Here is an 18,539-nt window from a genome sequence, read left to right as displayed (position 1 = left end):
CGACCGAAGGGCGTGATCGCCGTGGTCACACTGCTCGCTGCTCCCGCGGAACCGCTCACGAACGCCGGTGACACCCAACTCGTCCTCGCCGCCCTGCTCGGCATCGCCGCTGTCGTGCTGCTCATCGCGTGGGGCAAGGTGCACCCGTTCCTCTCGCTGATCCTCGGCGCCGCCGTGCTCGGCGTGGTCGCCGCCGTACCCGTCGACAAGATCGTCACGTCGTTCAGCGGCGGCGTCGGCTCCACAGTCGGCGGCGTGGGTCTGCTGATCGCGCTCGGCGCGATGATCGGCGGCCTGCTGGCCGAGTCCGGCGGCGCGGACGGCATCGTGGAACGGGTGGTCGGCCGGGTCTCCGGCACGGCGCTGCCCTGGGCGATGGCCGGCGTGGCCGCGCTCATCGGCCTGCCGCTGTTCTTCGAGGTCGGCGTGGTGCTGCTGGTGCCGATCGTGCTGCTCGTCTCGCTGCGGGTGAATGTCCCGCTGATCAAGATCGGCATTCCCGCGCTCGCCGGCCTGTCGGTGCTGCACGGCCTGGTGCCGCCGCACCCCGGCCCGCTGGTGGCGATCGACGCGCTCGGCGCCAACCTCGGTCAGACGCTCGCCCTGGGCCTGCTGGTGGCGATCCCCACGGTGATCATCGCCGGTCCGGTCTTCGGCAACTTCATCGCCCGGTACGTGCCGGCCACCGCCCCGGCGGAGCTGCTGCCGATCCGGCGGGACGCCGCCGCTGACGACCGCAGCCCGACCCGTCCCGGTGACGGCCGGGCCGACGCCGACGGCGACCTGGTCACCGAGGACGACCTGCTCAACCCCGGCACCGGCCGCCCCGGCGCCGCCATCGAGGAACCGGCCGGCCGGCGGTCCCGCCGCTCCCCGGCGCTGTGGGCGGCGGTGGTCACCGTGCTGCTGCCGGTGGTGCTGATGCTGCTGCGGGCGATCGGCGAGCTGACACTCGCCGAGGACACCGCCGGCCGCAAGGCGCTGGACATCGTCGGCACCCCGATCATCGCCCTGCTCGCCGGCGTCATCTTCGCCATGATCTTCCTCGGCTACCGGTCCGGCTTCAGCCGTACCCAGGTCTCCGGTTTTCTGGGCGGCTCACTGCCGCCGATCGCCGGCATCCTGCTGATCGTCGCCGCCGGTGGCGGCTTCAAGCAGGTGCTCGTCGACGCCGGCGTGGGCGACCTGGTCGCGAACGCCGCCGACGGCGCGAACCTCTCGCCGCTGCTGCTCGGCTGGCTCGTGGCGGTCGGCATCCGGGTTGCCACCGGCTCGGCCACCGTCGCCACCATCACCGCCGCCGGCATCGTGGCGCCGTTGGCCGACACGCTCGCCGGCCCCGAGGTGGCGCTGCTGGCGCTGGCCATCGGCTGCGGGTCGCTGTTCTTCTCGCACGTCAACGACGCCGGCTTCTGGCTGGTGAAGGAGTACTTCGGGTTGACCGTCGGGCAGACCATCAAGAGCTGGTCGGTGATGGAGACGATCATCTCGGTGGTCGGCTTCCTCGGCGTCCTGCTGCTCGACGTCTTCCTGTAGCGACGTCTCAGGGAGCCTCGACGCCGGAGATGCGGAACTTGTGCACCTCGGCGCCGAGGATCTCCGTCACCTGCTCGGCCTCCGGGCCGGAGCCCCGGAACGCCAGCAACTGCTCGTCGGACTCCCACCGCTCGTAGACGTTGATCCGGCCCGGCTCGACCAGGTCGGCGCTGACCGCGAAGTCGACGCAGCCGGGCGCGGACCGGGCCGCGCGGACGGCGGCCTCACAGGACGCCAGGTAGGCGTCCCGCCGGGCCGGATCGACGTAGAGGGTGCCGGCGACGATGAGCATGCCGGCCATCCTGCCACGAACCCCCGTCAGGACCGGGTGATCGCGTTGGCGTGGATGGCCTCGTTCAGGTACGCGGCCATCCCGGGCCGCAGCGTCTCGAAGTACTCGGTGAACCGCGGGTCGGCCACGTACATGTCGGCCAGACCGGTGTGGATCTCGTACGAGCAGTCGTACCACCACTTCGTGATGAGCTGCCGGTGCTCCTCGGCCAGCGCCAGCGCCTCCGGGCCGTCAGCCGGCGCGCCCGAGTCGATGAGCGCGGCGAACCGCCGCCCCCACTCCTCGTTCTCCGCCTTGTTGCGCAGCCAGTCCTCCTTCGAGTAGCGGGCGGCCCGCTCCTGCGACTGCCGGTACGCCTCGGTGTCACCCCAGCGCTGCTCGGCCTCCTCGGCGTGCTCGTCCGGGTCGAAGTCCCCGAACACCTCGAACCGCTCCTCCGGCGTCAACTGGATCCCCAACGTCCTCGCCTCCATCGCGTGTTCGATCGCCGCGACCATCTCCTGGAGCTTCCCGATCCGCCCGGACAGCAACTCGTGCTGCCGGCGCAGGTGCGCCGCCGGGTCGGCGTCCGGGTCGTCCAGGATCTCGGCGATCTCCTCAAGCGGGAACCCCAGCTCGCGGTAGTAGCGGATGAGCTGCAACCGGTCCAGGTCCGCGTCGTCGTAGCGGCGGTAGCCCGCCGGCGTGCGCCCGCTGGGCCGCAGCAGCCCGATCTCGTCGTAGTGGTGCAGCGTCCGGACCGTCACCCGGGCCGCCCGCGCCACCTGCCCCACCGTGTACGCCATGGTTCCCTCCCTTCCGCGACCAAGGCTGCCGCCTCCCGCTGCGTGAGGGTCAAGCCGCAAACACGACGACGCCCCCGACCATGATCGGCCGGGGGCGTCGTCGGTGCGGTCAGTTGGTGACCTTCTCCTTCTCCGGGGCGGCGAAGGTCGCGGTCGGCGGGGTGCGGAAGGCGTGCACCAGGCCGGCGGCGGAGAGCAGCAGGAGCAGGCCCGCGCCGAGGTACACGGCCAGGGCGCCCTGCTCGGCCTTGCGGCCGAACTCGCTGAAGCCGTACGAGGTGAGCAGCAGGCCGCGCAGCGTCTCGCCCTTGAACACGGTCTCCCGCTGTGCGGTCACCTCGGCGAGCTGCTTCTGCAGGTCGGCCAGGTTGGCGGCGTTGCTCTGCTCGGCCTGGGCCACCTGCTCGCGCAGCGCGCTCTGCGGCTCGCCCAGGTCGGCGTAGGTCTTGCCGCCGGCCATGTTCTTCAGGTGCAGGCCGATGTACTCGTTGGCGTAGCACTCCGCCTGCTTGCCGGTCGTCATCTTCTGGCCGGCGTACTCGCGCAGGCAGTCCGACTTCTTCTCCTCGTCCGACAGCTTGTCCGCCGGGGTGAAGGTGATGTTCTGCTCGCCGAGCTGGGAACGTACGTAGTCGTTGGCGAAGTTGGCGTTCGTCGTCAGGACGACGCCGACGACGAGCAGCAGGACCGCCAGTCCCAGCCCACCGATGCTGAACAGCAGGTCGAGCGTCCGTCGCTTCATATCTGACTCCCGTGTGGAGGGTGTATTCGTCTGGCTGACGAGAATAATCATGACGGCGCGTACCGCCCGTGAGCAGGGTCGAATCCCCTGCCTGTCCGGGACCTTCGGCCCCCACCCGGGCGGGCCGGTCAGCGGTCCGCGCCCGCCCCGGACAACGCGGGAAGCAGGTCCGGCAGGGCCGCCGGGCGGCCGTACCGCCAGCCCTGGCCCTGCCGGCAGCCGATCGCGGTGACCGCCGCGTGCTGCGCGACAGTCTCCACCCCCTCGGCCACCACTGCCAGGTCGAACGCGCCGGCCAGCCGGTTCACCATCTCGACGGTGGCGTACGCGCGGGTGTCACCGGCGTCCAGCCGGGACACGAACGACCTGTCGATCTTCAACTCGGTGGCCGGGATGCGGTGCAGGTAGCTCAGCGAGGAGTAGCCGGTGCCGAAGTCGTCGATGGCGATCCGGACGCCGAGGTCGCGCAGCTGGGACAGCCGGTCCAGCACCGACTCGCTGCCCTCGATCAGCGCGGACTCGGTGAGTTCCAGGGTGAGCGCGCGGGGCGGCAGGCCGGCCGCGGCGACCGCGCCGGTGACAGTGGCGATGAGGTCGGGCCGGCACAGGTGAGCGGCGGCGATGTTGACCGCCACTGTCACCTCCGGCGCGTTCGCGCGCCAGGTCGCCGCGGCCCGGCACGCCTCGTGGATGACCCACCTGTCGATCGCCACGATCAGCCCGGTCTCCTCGGCCAGCGGCAGGAACCGGGCCGGGGTGAGCACGCCGAGCCGGGGATGCCGCCAGCGCACCAGCGCCTCGGCGCTGCGTACCACGCCGGTGTCGAGGTCGACGATGGGCTGGAACTCCATCAGCAACTGGCCCTCGTCCACCGCGCGGCGCAGGTCGGCGATCAGCTCGGCCCGGCTCACCGCCGACTCGCGCAGCTCCGGCGTGCACGTGCGGTACGCGGCCTTGCCGGCCGCCTTCGCCGCGTACATGGCGATGTCGGCGTCGCGGAGCAGGTCGGTGTGCGAGGTGTGCTGCGGCCCGTACTCGGCGATGCCGATGCTCGCCGACGGGTGGACGCCGAGGTCCTCCTCGCCGGGCAGCGGTTCCAGTGCGGCGAGCAGCCGGATCGCGAGCCGCTCGGGCGGCACCGGGCGCTCCCCGGCCACCAGCACCGCGAACTCGTCGCCGCCCAGCCGAGCGATCATCCCGTCCGGGCCGACCGCGTCCCGCATGCGCTCCGCGGTGGTGGTCAGCAACCGGTCCCCGGCGGCGTGACCGAACCTGTCGTTGACCTGCTTGAAGCCGTCCAGGTCGAGCAGCACCACGGCGACCGGCCCGCCCCCGCGCAACGCCCGCCGCAGCCGCCGCACGAACGTCAGCCGGTTCGGCAGGCCGGTGAGCTGGTCGGAGTACGCGAGCCGGCGCAGCCGGCCGACCAGCCGCAGATTCTCGTTCGCGGCCAGCCCCTGGCGCAGCGCCAGCACGCCGAGCAGGGCCATCATGCCGACGAAGACCACGTGCGGGGTCTGCCCGCTGGGCCGCCGCGACAGCATGACCGCGACGATCGCGCCGCCCACCGGCAGGTACGGCAGCGCCACCCGCCACCACGGCGGCAGCGGCGACTCGACCACGTCGTCCTCGCCGTCCTCGTCGACCGGCGGCGGATAGCGGGTGGCCAGGCCGACCAGCAGGTAGCTCAGCGGCCAGCAGATGTCGACCGGGTGACCGGGCGTGTAGTTGCCGTGCGCGACCAGGGACACGTAGACGGCGTCCGCGCCGGCCCGGATCGCCAGGCCCGCCCCGATCACGGTGAGCGCCCGCCACATCGGCCGGCCCGGGCCGGCGACCGCCACCAGGATGGTCAGTTGCATCAGGTCGAACATCGGGTAGAGCAGGCCGAACGTGCGCATCGGATCGGCCAGGCCGGCCTCGGTGATCTCCTGGAACACCACCACCCAGCCGATCGGGATGAGGGCCAGCCCGACGATCACCCCGTCGAGCAGAGTGCGGGCCCGGCCGATCAGGCTGCGCGGGCCGGCGCGGAAGCTGAGCAGGGCGGCGGTGCCGGTGACGATGCCGGCGGCGAACAGTCCGGCGATCAGCGGCGTGTGCGGCAGGCCGAGCCCACCGAGGCGTTCGACTGTCCACACCGTACGGCCGAGCGCGGCGAGGACCATGGTGGCCGCCAGCAGCTCCCAGAACCGGCGTAGCGCGACCGGGTGGCGTCGTGCCGCGCCGAAGCAGAGCACCGCCGCCAGGCTCGACACCGCCACCGCGCCGAGGTCGCTGACCAGCGCCGCGCCGGGCAGCCGGGCGACCAGCCAGGCCGTCTCCCCGAGTACGGCGACGGCGGCCGCGGCAAGTCCGACACGGCCGGCGAGCGGATGACGGGCCGGCGCCGCGGCGGCGAGGCTCACGTCGAGCTGGGGTACAACGATGCGCTCCGGCTCTCTTCCAGACGTGCACCCTCGACGGCGAGGGCAGGACGACGGACGGCGCAAGCCTAGTCAGCGCCGGGGGCCGCCGCCAGAGTCGACGGCTGTCGGTCAGCGGACCGTACCCAGGCGGCCGCGAGTGCCGCGACAGGTCAGGACCAGTCCTCCGCCGGGGCCGGGTCCTGCGGCGCGGCGGCAGTGCCGGGCGGCCCGCCGTGCGTCCACGGTGTCTCCTCCGGCGCGGGGAACGCACCGCCCGGCAGGAAAACGTCCGACAGGCTGGTCAGGCAGATCCGCTCCCCCACCTCGGGGACGCTGCCCGGCGGCGCGGTCAGCCCCCGGCCCATCCCGCCGGACAGCTCCAGCACCACCTCGGTCTTGCCGTCCGCGCCCGGAGTCACGAACACCACAGTCGCCTTCTGCGCCGGACGCTGCGGCGAGAACAGTCTCGCGCCCACCGGCATCGGCACCGGCTCGGTGGTGACCACCTGGATGCGCGGGCGCAGCACCGGCCGTTTGCCGGAGTCGTCCACCCGCGCCGGGTCGGCGAGCGTCACCTCGCCGACGAACGCCTCCCCGGCGAGCCGGTGCTCGGCCATCACCAGCGGATCGTCGTAGGCGCGCTGCACCGCCCACGCGGTCGACGCCCGCTCCAGCCGCTGCAACCGCAGCGCCGCCGCCACCGCGCCGTCACGCCGCGGCTGCGGACCACCCCCGGCGTCGACGTGCTCGGCGTGCGCGGTGAACGCGTCCCGGTCACCGGCCCACCGGCCGGCCACCCGCGCGCCGGCCGGCAGCGTCCGCAACAGCCCCACGCCGCGCCACATCAGCTCCCAGGTGGGCGCGAGCTGGTCCCGCAGCAGACCGACGAGCTCGTCGTACGCGGCCGCGCGCGCGACCGGGTCGTCCCCGGCCCGGGTGTACGCCTCGATCGCCGGGGCGAGCCGGCGGTTGTCGAAGTCCGGGTCGGTGGCCGGCCCGGCCGGCGGGCAGTGGGCCGGGTCCTCGGCGCGGGCCGCCGCCTCGGCGCCGGTCAACCCGGCCGGCGGGTCGAGCCAGCCCAGCACCGCCGGCAGATGCAGATCCTCCACAGTGCTCTGCCCGGTCGCCCAGTGCAACGTCAGCGCCTCGGTCAGCGCCAGCAGCGCCGACGAGCCGGGCTGCTCGGCGCGCTCGGCGAAGAACGTCAGCCAGCGGCCGAGCATCGGCACCGACTGATGCACCGGATAGTCGCCGTCGGTACGGCGGAACCGGGTGGACCGCCCGAACAGCCGCAGGAACGTGATCCCGGCCGGGTTCGGCACCAGCAGTTGCGGCGCGTCGGCGTACCGGTGGCGGACGTCGCGGCCCCGGTCCACCGGTACCGCCTCGGTCAGGTCACGGAACTCGTCCAGGTACGGCAGCACGATCGCGGCCAGCTCGGCGGCGAACGCGAACCGCTGGTCCCGGTTGCGTGGCTGCGGCACCACGAGCAGCCGGGCCTCGTCGGGCGCGGCGCCGACAATCGCGGCGAGCGGGGCGTTCGCCTCACCGGCGAGCGCGAGCGGCACCACCACCAGTGGCCGCTCCGACAGGTGCAGGTGGCGGACGGTGGCCACCGGCTGGGCCCGCCCGGAGGCGACCGCCTGCGCCCGGGCGAGCGCGCGCAGCGTACTCATGCGGTCTGCCCGGCGAGGGCGTCGGCGCGCAGGCGCGCGGCGGCCCGCAGCAGCGCGGCGGCCTCCGCCTGCTCCGGCTCGGGAGCGGCCGAACCCTCGGCGAGCGCCAGCACGTCGGCCACCTCCTCGACGCCGCCCAGCGCCTCGCGGACCGGCCGGCCCAGCGCGCCCGTCTGCCCGCGCGCCTCGTGCCGGCAGAAGTACGCCAGCTCGCAGGCGGCCAGGCAGTCCGGCGCGTAGCGGGCCGGCACCTCGTGCAGCGCGGCGGCGAGCGTGGCCGGATCGGCCGCGGGATCGACTGTGAACCCGGCCGGTACGGCGGCGAGCAGGTCCTCGACCCGGGCCATCCTTGCCAGCTGGCGGCGCAGCACGAGCAGTTGCCGGCGCACGTCGAGCAGGCTGGCCACCGGCTGGTTGGCGAAGTCGCGCGGGCAGACCAGCACCACCTCGTGCGACACCAGCTCCGGGTCGCGTCCCTCGGCGGCGAGCAGTTCGCGCAGCGCCAGCACGTAGACGGCGGACTGGATCGCGGCGGCGGCGACTTTGCCCGGGTCGGCCTGCCCGTCGATCACCGGAAACGACTTGATCTCCACGACGTGGAACCGGCCGGCCAGCCGGGCGGCGACCAGGTCCGGTTCCAGGTGCACCCGGGTACCGGCCACGTCCAGGCCGAGCAGCGGGTGGTCGAACAACGCCGGGCCGTCGCCGCTCGCGGTCAGCGCCGCCCGCGACCGTTCCGGCCGGTCGTCGTCGGCGCCGAGGTCGGTCCAGGTCGCGCCCTCCGGCACCGGTACGCCGAGCCGCTCCGCGACCAGGCGCAGCAGTTCCGCCCCGCCGTCGGCCTTCACCTGCGCCTCGAACGCGTTGCCCCGGGTGATCGCAAAGCGGGACTGGCCGAACCGGGCCGGGAAGCCGAGCCGCTCGGCCAGCGCCGGCTTGTCCGCGCCCGCGCTGTCCAGCACGGCGCGCCGGGTGCAGCCAGGGTTGCCGGTCAACGCGGCGATGGTGCGGGCGTTGTGCCGCCGCGGCGGTCCACCACCCCGGATCCGTGCCAGCCGATCTTCCACCCGATGAAGTGTAAGGAAGGGCCCCCTCTTAACGCCTCCGGTAGAGGAAGGGCCCCTTGTTAACACAGGGGGACCGCCCGGTCACCGGCCGGCGGAACGGTTCCAGGGCGCGCGGGGCGACTGCGCGCCCGCGTCCGGACGACGCCGGCGACGGTGCCGGCGGCCCGGCGTGCAGGGCGGACGCGCGGCGGTGTGCACCGGCGGGGCGATCGGGGCGGCCGGCTGCCGACCGATCAGCCAGTAGAGGAAACGGGTCACGGTCAGCCGACCGGGAGGCGCTGGGCCTCGGCGCGGGAGATGTCGTACTCGGCGCCGCAGAACGTGCACTGCTGCGCGTACCGGGTGCGCAGCGGGATCAACGGGACGAAGAAGAGGCTGAACTTGGTGACCCGGCGGGTGATCACCTGGGCGGCCTGGTTGCCGCAGTTGCGGCAGACCTCGGTGACGACGCCGGACCGGACGACCTTGGTGCGCAGCCCGAAGATGAAGAACATCGCCCGGCATTACCCACCCGGGGTCCGTGTTAAAAGGGGCCCCCTCCTCTACCGGAGGCGTTAAGAGGGGGCCCTTCCTTACACCCAGATCGGCTGCCAGTCGGGCACCTCGTGGAAGCGGCGCAGCTCGGCCCACCCGGCCACGTTGCCGCTCCAGGCCGCGTACGGCGGGTTGCCCTCGTCGAAGCCGGACTGCACGAACGTCAGCTTCGTCCGGCCGTCGGTCTCCGCCAGCTCCCAGGAGGTCACGCCGACCGGTCCCCAGTCGATGGACAGCGCCCGCCCCGGCGTCACGTCGAACACCTTCGCGGCCTCACCGGCGTCGAGGCCACCCATCGCGTACCGGCCGCCCTCCCAGGGCTCGACGCCGATCGGGTAGCCGAACCAGGCGGTGACCTGTGCCGAGTCGGTGAGCGACGTCCACACCCTGTCCATCGGCGCGTCGATGACCACCTCGCCGCGCAGGTCGGCGGAGGTGAAGTCGGTACGCGGCAGCAGCGGCCGGCCGTCCAGGTGGTCGTTGAGGTGGGCGATCGCCAGGTACCAGTACGTCTGGAGCACGCCCCGGATGCTGCTGCCGCTCATCGCCTCCGCGTAGTCGAAGTGGCTCTGCCGCAGCGTGAGCAGGGTGCCGTCGCCGTCGGGCTCCAGTTCGAACTCGGTGGTGGTCTCCACCCCGTCGAGCGTCCACGCGAAGCGCAGCGTCCGGTCGTCGACGTGCAGCAGCCGCTGGTGTGGCGCGTCACCTTCGGGCGTGTAGCGGCCCCAGAACTCGTACCGCCGGGGCAGCTCGACCTCGGCGTGCTCGGCGAGCCAGACGCGCAGCTCGGCGGGGTCGGTCAGGGCCCGGCGGACGGTCGCCACCGGTGCGGCGAGGCGGGCGCGGATGGTCATCGGCTCACTCATGCTTGTCGCCTTTCGGGTAGCAGGCCACGGCGAGTTTGAAGGCGTCCCCCTCGGCGCCGCCGTAGCGCGTGAACAGGTCCTGCAGCGTCGTCTGCAGGTCGTGCAGGAACTCCTGCCGCCGCTCGGCGGGCACCCGGATCTCGCCGGAGACGCCGATGGACGGCAGTTCGGGGGCGGCGCGGTCCAGCGCGGCGATGTCGGCCTGCACCTCTTCCATGAGGTCGAGCAGGTAGCCGAGGCTCAGCTCGTCGCGGGCCCGGCGGGCGCCGCCGATGCGGCCGACCAGGCGGGGCGAGAGCCAGTACGACCGGGCGACGGCCTGGTAGATGCCCTCGGTGATGCCGCGCACCTGCCGCTGCGCCACCTGCTCGGCCAGCCCGGCCGCGACGAGCTGCTTGACGTGGTAGTAGACGCGCTGCGGCGTCTGCTCCAGCCGGCCCGCGACCTCGGTGCAGGTGCGGGGTTCGGCCAGTTGCCGCAGCACCTCGATGCGCTGCGGCTTGAGCAGGACTTCGGCCTGCTCGCGCTGTTCCAGGTACAGGACGTCTCTCATGGCAAAATCAGTTTGTACGTACAAAACTTCTTTGTCAATGGCTTCGACGAGAGGCCGCGCGGTCCGCGCGGCCTCTCGTCGGTACGTCGCGTCAGGGCGTCCAGTCCGGACGCAGCGGGTACCCGTTCACCCCCTCCGGGCCGTTGTGCGTGGCGAGCACGTGGTGCAGCTGGATGCCGTTGCGCTCGAACGCCAGGCGGGAACCGGCCATGTACAGCCCCCACACCTTGGCGGTGCCCGGCCCGACCTCGCCGACGCAGAAGTCCCAGTGCTCGACCAGGTTGCGGCACCAGCCGGCAAGAGTCATCGCGTAGTGCTGGCGCAGGTTCTCCTCGTGGTGCACCTCGAACCCGGCGTCGTGGATCTCGCTGATCAGCCGGCCCGGACCGGCCAGCTCGCCGTCGGGGAAGACGTACCTGTCGATGAACGCGCCGGACCGGTGCGGGGCCCGGTTGTCGGCGCGGGTGATGCAGTGGTTGAGCAGCCGCCCGCCGGGCTTGAGCCGGGAGCGCAGCGCGCCGAAGTAGGCCGGGTAGTTGCGCACGCCGATGTGTTCGGTCAGCCCGATCGAGGAGATCGCGTCGAACTGCTCGCGCGGCGCGTCCCGGTAGTCGAGGTGGCGCACCTCCGCCAGCTCGCTCAGCCCTTCCCGCTCGATCGCGGCCCGCGCCCACTCGGCCTGCGCGCGGGACAGGGTGACGCCCAGGGCCTTGACGCCGTACTCGCGGGCCGCGTGCCGGACCATGCCGCCCCAGCCGCAGCCGACGTCCAGCAGCCGCATCCCCGGCTTGAGCGCCAGCTTGCCGGCGACCAGGTCGTACTTGGCCCGCTGCGCCTCCTCCAGGGTGTCGCCGGGGCTGCGGAAGACCGCGCAGGTGTACGTCATGGACGGCCCGAGCACCTTCTCGTAGAAGGCGTTCGACACGTCGTAGTGGTGGGAGATCACGCTGCTGTCCCGGGTACGCGAGTGACGCAGGCCGGTCATCAGCCGCCGCCAGCGCGGCGCCGCCTCCTGCGGCGGGGGCGGCGGCGGGCGCAGCCGTTCCCAGCCCAGGCCCCGGACCAGCGCGAGCGCCTCGGCGACCGCCGGCATCCGCAGCGACACCTCGTCCTTTATCACCCGAAGCGCCTCGTACGGGTCGCCCGGATGCACCCCCTCCAGCCCCAGGTCGCCGCTGACGTAGGCCCGGGCCATGCCCAGGTCGCCCGGCGCGGTGAGCAGGTAGGACAGGCCCCGCTCGGTACGGATCGCCAGGGTGATCCCGGCGTCGGCCGGGCCCAGCGTGCTGCCGTCGTAGCCGGTGACCCGGACGGGCAGGTCGCCGGTGGTGACCGCGCGGACCACGTCCGCGACTGTGGGTCCGGTATGCCGGCCGCCCGCCGGCGGGCCGGCCGGGGCGCTCGCCGCCCCGGGTGTTCGGTCGGTCAGACTCATGCTCGGGATACCGCCTTCTCGTACAGTCCGGTGAGTCGGTGGTCCGGGTCGTAGCGGTCCTTCACGGCGCGCCAGGTGTCCCCGCCGTAGAGCCGGTCGAACTCGCCCCGGTCGTAGTACGCGTCGGAGTAGAGGGACTTGTGACCGCCCACCTCCGACACCATGCGCTCGATCTGCCGGTTGACGTCGCCGTCGGCGGCGCCCGCCGCGATGGGCACGCTTCCCCAGAAGCCGATGTTCACATACGTTTCGCCCGGTTGGAGCGGATATAGCGGCCACGCCTTCGCCGACCCGGGGCCGGCGGGTTCGCGCAGCCGCAGCGGGCACAGCCAGACCGGCGTCATGCCCACGTTCGCGGCGAACCAGCGCAGGAACTCGGGCGTGCGGTCCAGCGGAACCTCCACGTCCTGCACCACGCGCTCGCGCGCCGGGCGACCCCGCCACCTGTCGACGCGGGCGGCCACCTGGTGCCGGTGCTCCAGCCGCACGATCCGGTGGTAGACGTCGCTGCGCCGGTAGCGCCGCGGCCACAGCCGCCGCACCACCGGATGCTGCACCCCGAACGCCGCCGAGCACCAGAACCAGTCGGTGTCCCACCGCCAGAGATAGTCGTACGCGGTGAGCGTGTCCCGGGTGCGGCGACGCAGCGAGCGGTAGTAGATGTCCTGGCCGGTGTAGTCGGACGGGCCGCCCTCGGCCTCGTCGGTGAACGTGCCCAGCACCAGGTAGGACTCGCCGGGGCTGAACACCACCCCGTCCATGGCGTCGACCGGCTCGCCGCCCCAGGCGCCCTTGGCGACCACCTCGCCGACGGCGTCGACCAGTTCCTCCAGGCGGGTGAACCGGATGTTGCGCAGCGCCACGTACCGGCGGACCGGTTGCAGCTCGATGCGCAGCCGGGTGGCGTAGCCGAGGCTGCCCAGCGAGTTGGGGAAGGCCCGGTGCAGGTCGGCGTGCTCGCCCCGGGGCCGGGTCGTGACGATCTCCCCGGCGCCGGTGAGCACGTCCATCTCCAGCACCGACTCGTGCGGCAGGCCGTTGCGGAAGGAGGTGGACTCGATGCCCAGGCCGGTCACCGCGCCGCCCAGCGTGATCGTGCGCAACTGCGGCACGACCAGCGGCATCAGGCCGTGCGGCAGCGTCGCGTCGACCAGGTCCTCGTAGGTGCACATGCCCTGCACGTCGGCGGTGCGGGCCGCCGGGTCGACGGCGAGCACACCGGTCAGGCCGCTCACGTCCAGACCCGGGGTACGCGGCGCGGAGCGGGGCCGGAAGAGGTTCGAGGTCTGCTTGGCCAGCCGTACGGGTTCCCCGGCGGGCACCGCGGCGTAGGAGCGCCGCAGCGTGTCCACCGCCCGTTCATGATCACGGACAGCGTGCATGAGATCACCTTACGCTCGGGTACGACAATTCGTGGGACGTCCACGGTGGCCTCGCCGACACGCCGTCGACACTCGCGTTACCGTGACCGCCATGGCGAATCCCGCGCTGACCGCTCTCGACCACTCCGGTCTGCCGTACCGGGTCATCCGGCACGGGCCGGTGGCGAGCCTCGCCGAGGCGGCCGCGGCGCGCGGCGTCGAGGTGCCGGACGTGGTCAAGACGATCGTGGTCCGCCGCGGCGAGGGCGACCTGCTGTTCGTGCTGGCCCCCGGCGGCCGGGTGATCTCCTGGCCGAAGCTGCGCGCCCTGCTCGGGGTGAGCCGGCTGTCGATGCCGGACGCCGCCGCGGCGAAGGACGCCACCGGATACGCGCGCGGCACCATCACGCCGTTCGGGTCCAGCACCGCCTGGCCGGTGGTCGCCGACGAGCGGCTGCGCGGCCGGGAGATCACGCTCGGCGCGGGCGAGCACGGCCTCGCCGTCGCTGTCGACGCGGACGCCGCGCTGGCCGCGCTCGACGCGACGGTGGCCGACGTGACCGACGAGGAGCCGACGCGCTGACCGGTGGCCGGTGGGCGGACGGCGGCATAGCGTGGAGGACATGCCGAAAGCCGTCTGGAACGACCTCGTCGTCGCCGAGAGCGACGACACAGTGCTGGTCGAGGGCAACCACTACTTCCCCCGTACTGCCCTGCGCGAGGACCTGATCCGCCCCTCCGACACCCACACGGTCTGCCCGTGGAAGGGCACCGCCTCCTACTACACGCTCGAACACGGCGGCGCGACCAGCCCGGACGCCGTCTGGTACTACAGCGACCCGAAGCCGGAGGCGGAGATGGTCCGCGACCGGGTGGCGTTCTGGAAGGACGTCCGGGTCGTCGACTGACACCGGCTCGACTGGCACCCGGCGGCCCCGGTGGGTCACTATGCCCCCATGGCCGACCCGCACTCCGACCCGTCCGGCACCGTCTACGGGGCCCGCCGCGCCCGTGGCGCCCGTGGTCTCCGGCTGCCGCAGGACCCGCTGATGCGGATCGCGCTGGGCGTCGGCGCGACGGGCGTACTCCTCGGGGCCTTCTTCGCCACCGGCGTGCTCGGCGGCGGCAACGAGCGGCCGGTGGTGCCGGCGGCAGCGGTGCCGACCGCGGCGCCGAGCGAGCCGAGCGCGGAACCGACTGCCGAGCCCACGCCGTCGTCGTCGCCCTCACCGAGCGCGCCGCCGACAACGCCCGCCGCGCCGGTGGCCACCCCGAAGGTGCTCCGGGGCGTGCCGTCCGGGCGCTGCCTCGGCGTGACCGGCGACGAGGCCGAGGGCGCGCAGGCCGCGCTCGCCGACTGCACCGGCGGCCCCGAGCAGCAGTGGGTGGTCACGCCGGTCACGAACGACACCTACCTGCTCGTCAACGCCGCGAGCAGCAAGTGCCTGGACGTCAACGAGGCGAAGACCGACGACGGCGCGGACGTGCAGCAGTGGTCCTGCAACGGGCAGGCCAACCAGCAGTGGCGGCTCCAGCAGGCCGGCGACGGCGTGGCGCTGCTGGTGGCCGTGCACAGCGGCAAGTGCGCCCAGGTCGACGACGCGGGCACCGAGCCCGGCCGCGAGCTGGAGCAGGCGCCGTGCAGCGGCGCTCCCGAGCAGCAGTGGGCGGTCGGCTGACCGGTCAGCCCCGGTGACTCCGGCCGGTCAGCCGCGGTAGCTCCAGGCCCGCCGGCCCGCGACCACCGGCAGCGCGAACGCGGGCTCGTCGGCGGGACGGCGCCGCAGCAGCAGCGACAGCCCGGCCGCGCCGACCGACAGCGCGCCCGCCGCGTACCAGGCCAGCGCGTAGTCGCCGAGCCGGTCCCGGACCAGGCCCGCGCCGGTGGCCGCGAGCGCGGCGCCGAACTGGTGCGCGGCGAACACCCAGCCGAAGACCACCGCCCCGGACGCGCCGAACCACTCCCGGCACAGCGCCACCGTCGGCGGCACGGTGGCCACCCAGTCCAGCCCGTAGAAGACGATGAAGACCAGCATGCTCGGCCGGGCCGACCCGGCGAACAGACTCGGCAGCACCAGCAGCGACGCCCCGCGCAGCGCGTAGTAGGCGCCGAGCAGCAGCCGGGCGTCGACCCGGTCGGTGAGCCAGCCGGAGGCGATCGAACCGGCGATGTCGAAGAGCCCGACCAGGGCGAGCAGCCCGGCCGCGGTGGTCTCCGGCATGCCGTGGTCGTGCGCCGCCGGCACGAAGTGCGTACCCACAAGGCCGTTCGTGGTCGCGCCGCAGATCGCGAAACCACCGGCGAGCAGCCAGAACGGCCGCGTCCGCGCGGCGGCGGCGAGCGCGCCGACCGCCCGGGCCGCCGCGCCGCCCTCCGGCCGCGGCGGCGGCACGACCTCGGTCGCGCCATAAGCGGGCCGCCCCAGGTCCGCCGGGTGCTCACGCAACAACCACACCACAAGGGGTACGACCGCCAGCGCGCCTCCGGCCACGACGAGTGCCGCCGTGCGCCAGCCGTGGTCGCGCACCAGCACCGCCAACAGCGGGAGGAAGACGAGCTGCCCGGCCGCCCCACCTGCGGTGAGCACACCGGTCACCAGGCCGCGGCGCTTGACGAACCATCGCCCGGTCACCGTCGCCACGAACGCCAGGGCCATCGAGCCGGTACCCAGCCCGACGAGGACGCCCCAGCAGAGCAGGAGCTGCCAGCTCTCGGTCATCCCCACGGTCAGGCCGCTGCCGGCGGCCACCAGCACCAGTGCCCCGGCCACCACCCGGCGGATGCCGAACCGGTCCATCAGCGCGGCGGCGAACGGCGCGGTGAGGCCGTACAGCAGCAGGTTGACCGAGACGGCCGCGGAGATGGTCGCCAGCGGCCAGCCGAACTCGGCGTGCAGCGGGTGCAGCAGCACGCCGGGGGTGGCCCGGAAGCCGGCCGCGCCGACCAGCGCGACGAAGGCGACGGCGGCGACGAGCCAGGCCGGATGCAGGCGGGATCGGGTCACCAGCCGAGTCTCGGACCGGGATGGCCCCGGCGACGAGTGGCCGGAAAGCCATCGTGCGCAATAATCGGGCCATGTCCGTACCGCACCGGGTCGCCGTCCTCGCCCTCGACGGCGTGGTGGCGCTCGACCTCGGCACCCCGGCCCAGGTCTTCGGCGCCGCCGGCACCGTAGACGGCACTCCCCTGTACGCCGTCACGACCTGCACTCCGGGCGGGCACCCGGTACGCAGCAGCGCCGGCTTCCAGGTGCTCCCCGACCACGGCCTGGAACTCCTCGACACCGCCGACACCGTGATCGTCCCCGGCATCCACTCCGGCGCGCCGCTCTTCGGCGGCACGATGGCCGCCGAGGTGGCCGATGCGCTGCGCGCCGCGTACGCCCGGGGCGCTCGCGTCATGTCCATCTGCACCGGCGCGTTCGTGCTGGCCGCCGCCGGTCTGCTCGACGGCCGTCCGGCCACCACCCACTGGGCGTACGCGCCGCGCTTCCGCCGGCTGCACCCCGGCGTACGGCTCGACCCCGACGTTCTCTTTGTCGACGACGGACGCGTGCTCACCTCGGCCGGGGTGGCCGCCGGCATCGACCTGTGCCTGCACGTCGTCCGCACCGACCACGGCAGCGCGGCGGCCAACCGGGCGGCCCGGCGCTGCGTGGTGCCGCCGTGGCGCGACGGCGGGCAGGCCCAGTACATCGAACGGCCGGTGCCCCGGGGCACCGACCACGGCACCGCCGCCACCCGCGAGTGGGCCCGGCAACGCCTGCACGAGCCGGTGGCGCTGCGCGAGATGGCGGCGCACGCGCGGATGAGCGTCCGCACGTTCACCCGGCACTTCCGCTCCGAGACCGGGCTCAGCCCGGCGCAGTGGCTGCTCCAGCAGCGCACCGAGCACGCCCGGGTACTCCTGGAGACCACTGACCTGAGCGTCGACCGCATCGCCCGGGACGCTGGCTTCGGCACCACCGCCGCGCTGCGCCAGCACTTTCACGCCCGGGTGGGCGTGGCACCGAGCGCGTACCGCCGGACGTTCCGCCGCCCTTCCCCCGCGGCGTCCCCCGCCCCGCCCTCGCCCGCTGCCCCGCCCTCGCCTGCTCCCGCCGATCTTGGAGTTGTGGCGCCTGGAAGGCCGGACGTGTCGGAGTTGTCCACTGCCACAACTGCATGATCGGCGGCGTGACGATCGGCGGGCGGGCGGTCTCGCGGTCAGGCGAGGTGGGGCTGGCGGCGCAGGGCGCGGAGCTGGGTGAGATGCAGCGGCAGGTGCACGCGGATGTGCAGGTCCAGGGCCCTGCCCCACGGCAGCGAGTCGTCCACGTCCAGGTCGAAGCCCTCGCGCAGCACCGTGTCCACAGGCGTCTCCGCCGCCGGGCCGAGCCGCTCGGCCAACGCGCACAGCTTCTGGCTGGTGGCCCGGAACAGCGCCGCCAGGCCGTCCAACCCGCCGCACTCGGACACCAGCGCGTCCAGTTGGGGGCGGTGGATGGTGTCCAGGTCGTAGTAGGCGAACGGCGAGCCGGCCAGCACCGCCTCGGTCGCCTCGCTCATCAGCTCGTCGTTGGCGGCGAGGTGCGCCACGATCTGATCGGCGCTCAACTGACCCTCCGGCGGCGGCCCGAACCCGCCCGCGTCGATCTCCGCGAGCAGCTCGTCGTACGCCTGCCGTAGTGCCGCGACGTCCACCTCGTCCATGTGTCGCATCCAACCCCCGCCGCTGCCGCGCCCACCCCGGCTACCGCGCCCGGTTCACCCGGACGGGTCCGGACAGGCGAAAAGGCCGGCACCCCGTCTCGGGGTGCCGGCCTTTCACGCTTGTGTGCTTACTTGTTCCAGTGTTCGGCGACGAGGTCGGCGGCCTGCTGCTCCCACTGGGCGTAGTGGTCCGGGTAGGCCGAGACCTGGACGGTCTGGGCGGCCTTGGTCAGCGGCATGTCCTGCCAGCCGTCGACCTGCTTCAGACCCTTCAGAAACGCGGTCGTGGAGTACTCGGGGTCGGTGATCTGCTCGACCGTGCCCCAGCCGGAGGAGGGGCGCTGCTGGAACAGGCCCTGCGAGTCGTGGTCGTTACGGTCACCCAGGTGGCCGAGGTTCTCCAGCTTCGACTCCTGCAGCGCCGTGGCGATCGAGACGACGGCGGCGCGCTCGTCCATGCCGGCCTTCTTCGTCGCCGCGATGATCGCCTTCACATTCGCGGTCTGCTCGTCGTTCAGGTCGATGCGCGACTGGGTGCCCTGCACACCGTGCGGGATCAGCTTGTCACCCTGCACGCTCACGCTCACCGGCT

19 protein-coding genes are annotated in these 18,539 nt (G+C 73.4%); 5 read left to right on the top strand and 14 right to left on the bottom strand.

Annotation, left to right across the window (positions count from 1 at the left end):
• Positions 1 to 21: 21 nt before the first annotated feature.
• A complete protein-coding gene (locus AMK25_RS24390; RefSeq protein ID WP_073830889.1) occupies positions 22 to 1,536 on the top strand; it encodes a GntT/GntP/DsdX family permease in 1,515 nt (504 codons plus the stop codon).
• 7 nt (positions 1,537 to 1,543) lie between these two features.
• Here the strand turns inward: AMK25_RS24390 and AMK25_RS24385 are convergent, their stop codons facing one another.
• The 11 genes from AMK25_RS24385 to AMK25_RS24335 form a co-directional block, all read right to left on the bottom strand.
• Positions 1,544 to 1,828, bottom strand: a complete 285-nt coding sequence (locus AMK25_RS24385) for a putative quinol monooxygenase (protein WP_073830725.1) — start codon at positions 1,826 to 1,828, stop codon at positions 1,544 to 1,546.
• Between the two features lie 26 nt (positions 1,829 to 1,854).
• Positions 1,855 to 2,613 (bottom strand): MerR family transcriptional regulator, encoded by a 759-nt coding sequence (locus AMK25_RS24380; RefSeq protein WP_073830724.1) that lies wholly within the window; start codon positions 2,611 to 2,613, stop codon positions 1,855 to 1,857.
• Between the two features lie 109 nt (positions 2,614 to 2,722).
• Positions 2,723 to 3,355 carry a hypothetical protein gene (locus tag AMK25_RS24375; protein ID WP_043326326.1) on the bottom strand — a complete coding sequence of 211 codons (633 nt, stop codon included), beginning with the start codon at positions 3,353 to 3,355 and terminating at the stop codon, positions 2,723 to 2,725.
• Between the two features lie 128 nt (positions 3,356 to 3,483).
• Complete coding sequence (locus AMK25_RS24370; RefSeq protein WP_198937671.1) at positions 3,484 to 5,763, bottom strand: putative bifunctional diguanylate cyclase/phosphodiesterase; 2,280 nt, start codon at positions 5,761 to 5,763, stop codon at positions 3,484 to 3,486.
• A 170-nt stretch (positions 5,764 to 5,933) separates the two neighbouring features.
• On the bottom strand, positions 5,934 to 7,439 hold the full coding sequence (locus AMK25_RS24365; protein ID WP_073830723.1) for a hypothetical protein: 1,506 nt from the start codon (positions 7,437 to 7,439) through the stop codon (positions 5,934 to 5,936).
• Entirely contained in the window at positions 7,436 to 8,506 is a 1,071-nt protein-coding gene (locus tag AMK25_RS24360; RefSeq protein WP_073830722.1) for a hypothetical protein, read from the bottom strand. The genes AMK25_RS24365 and AMK25_RS24360 overlap by 4 nt, the downstream gene beginning before the upstream one ends.
• Positions 8,507 to 8,766: 260 nt before the next feature.
• Positions 8,767 to 9,000, bottom strand: coding sequence for a zinc-ribbon domain-containing protein (locus tag AMK25_RS24355; protein ID WP_073830721.1), 234 nt, complete (start codon positions 8,998 to 9,000; stop codon positions 8,767 to 8,769).
• Between the two features lie 78 nt (positions 9,001 to 9,078).
• On the bottom strand, positions 9,079 to 9,906 hold the full coding sequence (locus AMK25_RS24350; RefSeq protein WP_073830720.1) for an SRPBCC family protein: 828 nt from the start codon (positions 9,904 to 9,906) through the stop codon (positions 9,079 to 9,081).
• Entirely contained in the window at positions 9,899 to 10,459 is a 561-nt protein-coding gene (locus AMK25_RS24345) for a winged helix-turn-helix domain-containing protein (RefSeq protein ID WP_073830719.1), read from the bottom strand. Before AMK25_RS24345 ends, AMK25_RS24350 begins: the two co-directional genes overlap by 8 nt.
• Before the next feature lie 91 nt (positions 10,460 to 10,550).
• Positions 10,551 to 11,894, bottom strand: a complete 1,344-nt coding sequence (locus AMK25_RS24340; RefSeq protein ID WP_073830718.1) for a class I SAM-dependent methyltransferase — start codon at positions 11,892 to 11,894, stop codon at positions 10,551 to 10,553.
• Positions 11,891 to 13,276: an FAD-binding oxidoreductase gene (locus AMK25_RS24335; protein ID WP_073830717.1), complete on the bottom strand. Its 1,386-nt coding sequence runs from the start codon at positions 13,274 to 13,276 to the stop codon at positions 11,891 to 11,893. Before AMK25_RS24335 ends, AMK25_RS24340 begins: the two co-directional genes overlap by 4 nt.
• 91 nt (positions 13,277 to 13,367) lie before the next feature.
• Between AMK25_RS24335 and AMK25_RS24330 the strand changes: the two genes are divergently transcribed.
• From AMK25_RS24330 to AMK25_RS24320, 3 genes are read left to right on the top strand one after another with little or no spacing between them, the layout of a single operon-like run.
• Entirely contained in the window at positions 13,368 to 13,838 is a 471-nt protein-coding gene (locus AMK25_RS24330) for an aminoacyl-tRNA deacylase (protein WP_073830887.1), read from the top strand.
• A gap of 40 nt (positions 13,839 to 13,878) precedes the next feature.
• Complete coding sequence (locus AMK25_RS24325; RefSeq protein WP_030501939.1) at positions 13,879 to 14,163, top strand: DUF427 domain-containing protein; 285 nt, start codon at positions 13,879 to 13,881, stop codon at positions 14,161 to 14,163.
• A gap of 48 nt (positions 14,164 to 14,211) precedes the next feature.
• Entirely contained in the window at positions 14,212 to 14,934 is a 723-nt protein-coding gene (locus AMK25_RS24320) for an RICIN domain-containing protein (RefSeq protein WP_073830716.1), read from the top strand.
• Positions 14,935 to 14,961: 27 nt separating this feature from the next.
• Here the strand turns inward: AMK25_RS24320 and AMK25_RS24315 are convergent, their stop codons facing one another.
• A complete protein-coding gene (locus AMK25_RS24315) occupies positions 14,962 to 16,260 on the bottom strand; it encodes an MFS transporter (RefSeq protein ID WP_073830715.1) in 1,299 nt (432 codons plus the stop codon).
• A 71-nt stretch (positions 16,261 to 16,331) separates the two neighbouring features.
• Here AMK25_RS24315 and AMK25_RS24310 point away from each other — a divergent pair, with 71 nt between their 5' ends.
• Positions 16,332 to 17,423 carry a GlxA family transcriptional regulator gene (locus tag AMK25_RS24310; protein ID WP_198937669.1) on the top strand — a complete coding sequence of 364 codons (1,092 nt, stop codon included), beginning with the start codon at positions 16,332 to 16,334 and terminating at the stop codon, positions 17,421 to 17,423.
• Positions 17,424 to 17,461: 38 nt separating this feature from the next.
• Here the strand turns inward: AMK25_RS24310 and AMK25_RS24305 are convergent, their stop codons facing one another.
• Entirely contained in the window at positions 17,462 to 17,938 is a 477-nt protein-coding gene (locus AMK25_RS24305; protein ID WP_073830886.1) for a hypothetical protein, read from the bottom strand.
• Positions 17,939 to 18,075: 137 nt separating this feature from the next.
• A partial coding sequence (locus AMK25_RS24300; protein WP_073830713.1) for a hypothetical protein occupies positions 18,076 to 18,539 on the bottom strand: 464 nt, incomplete at its 5' end.

This window comes from Micromonospora sp. TSRI0369 (genome assembly GCF_001905625.1).
Taxonomy (GTDB): domain Bacteria; phylum Actinomycetota; class Actinomycetes; order Mycobacteriales; family Micromonosporaceae; genus Micromonospora; species Micromonospora echinospora_A.
This window is presented reverse-complemented; position numbering and strand designations above follow the sequence as displayed.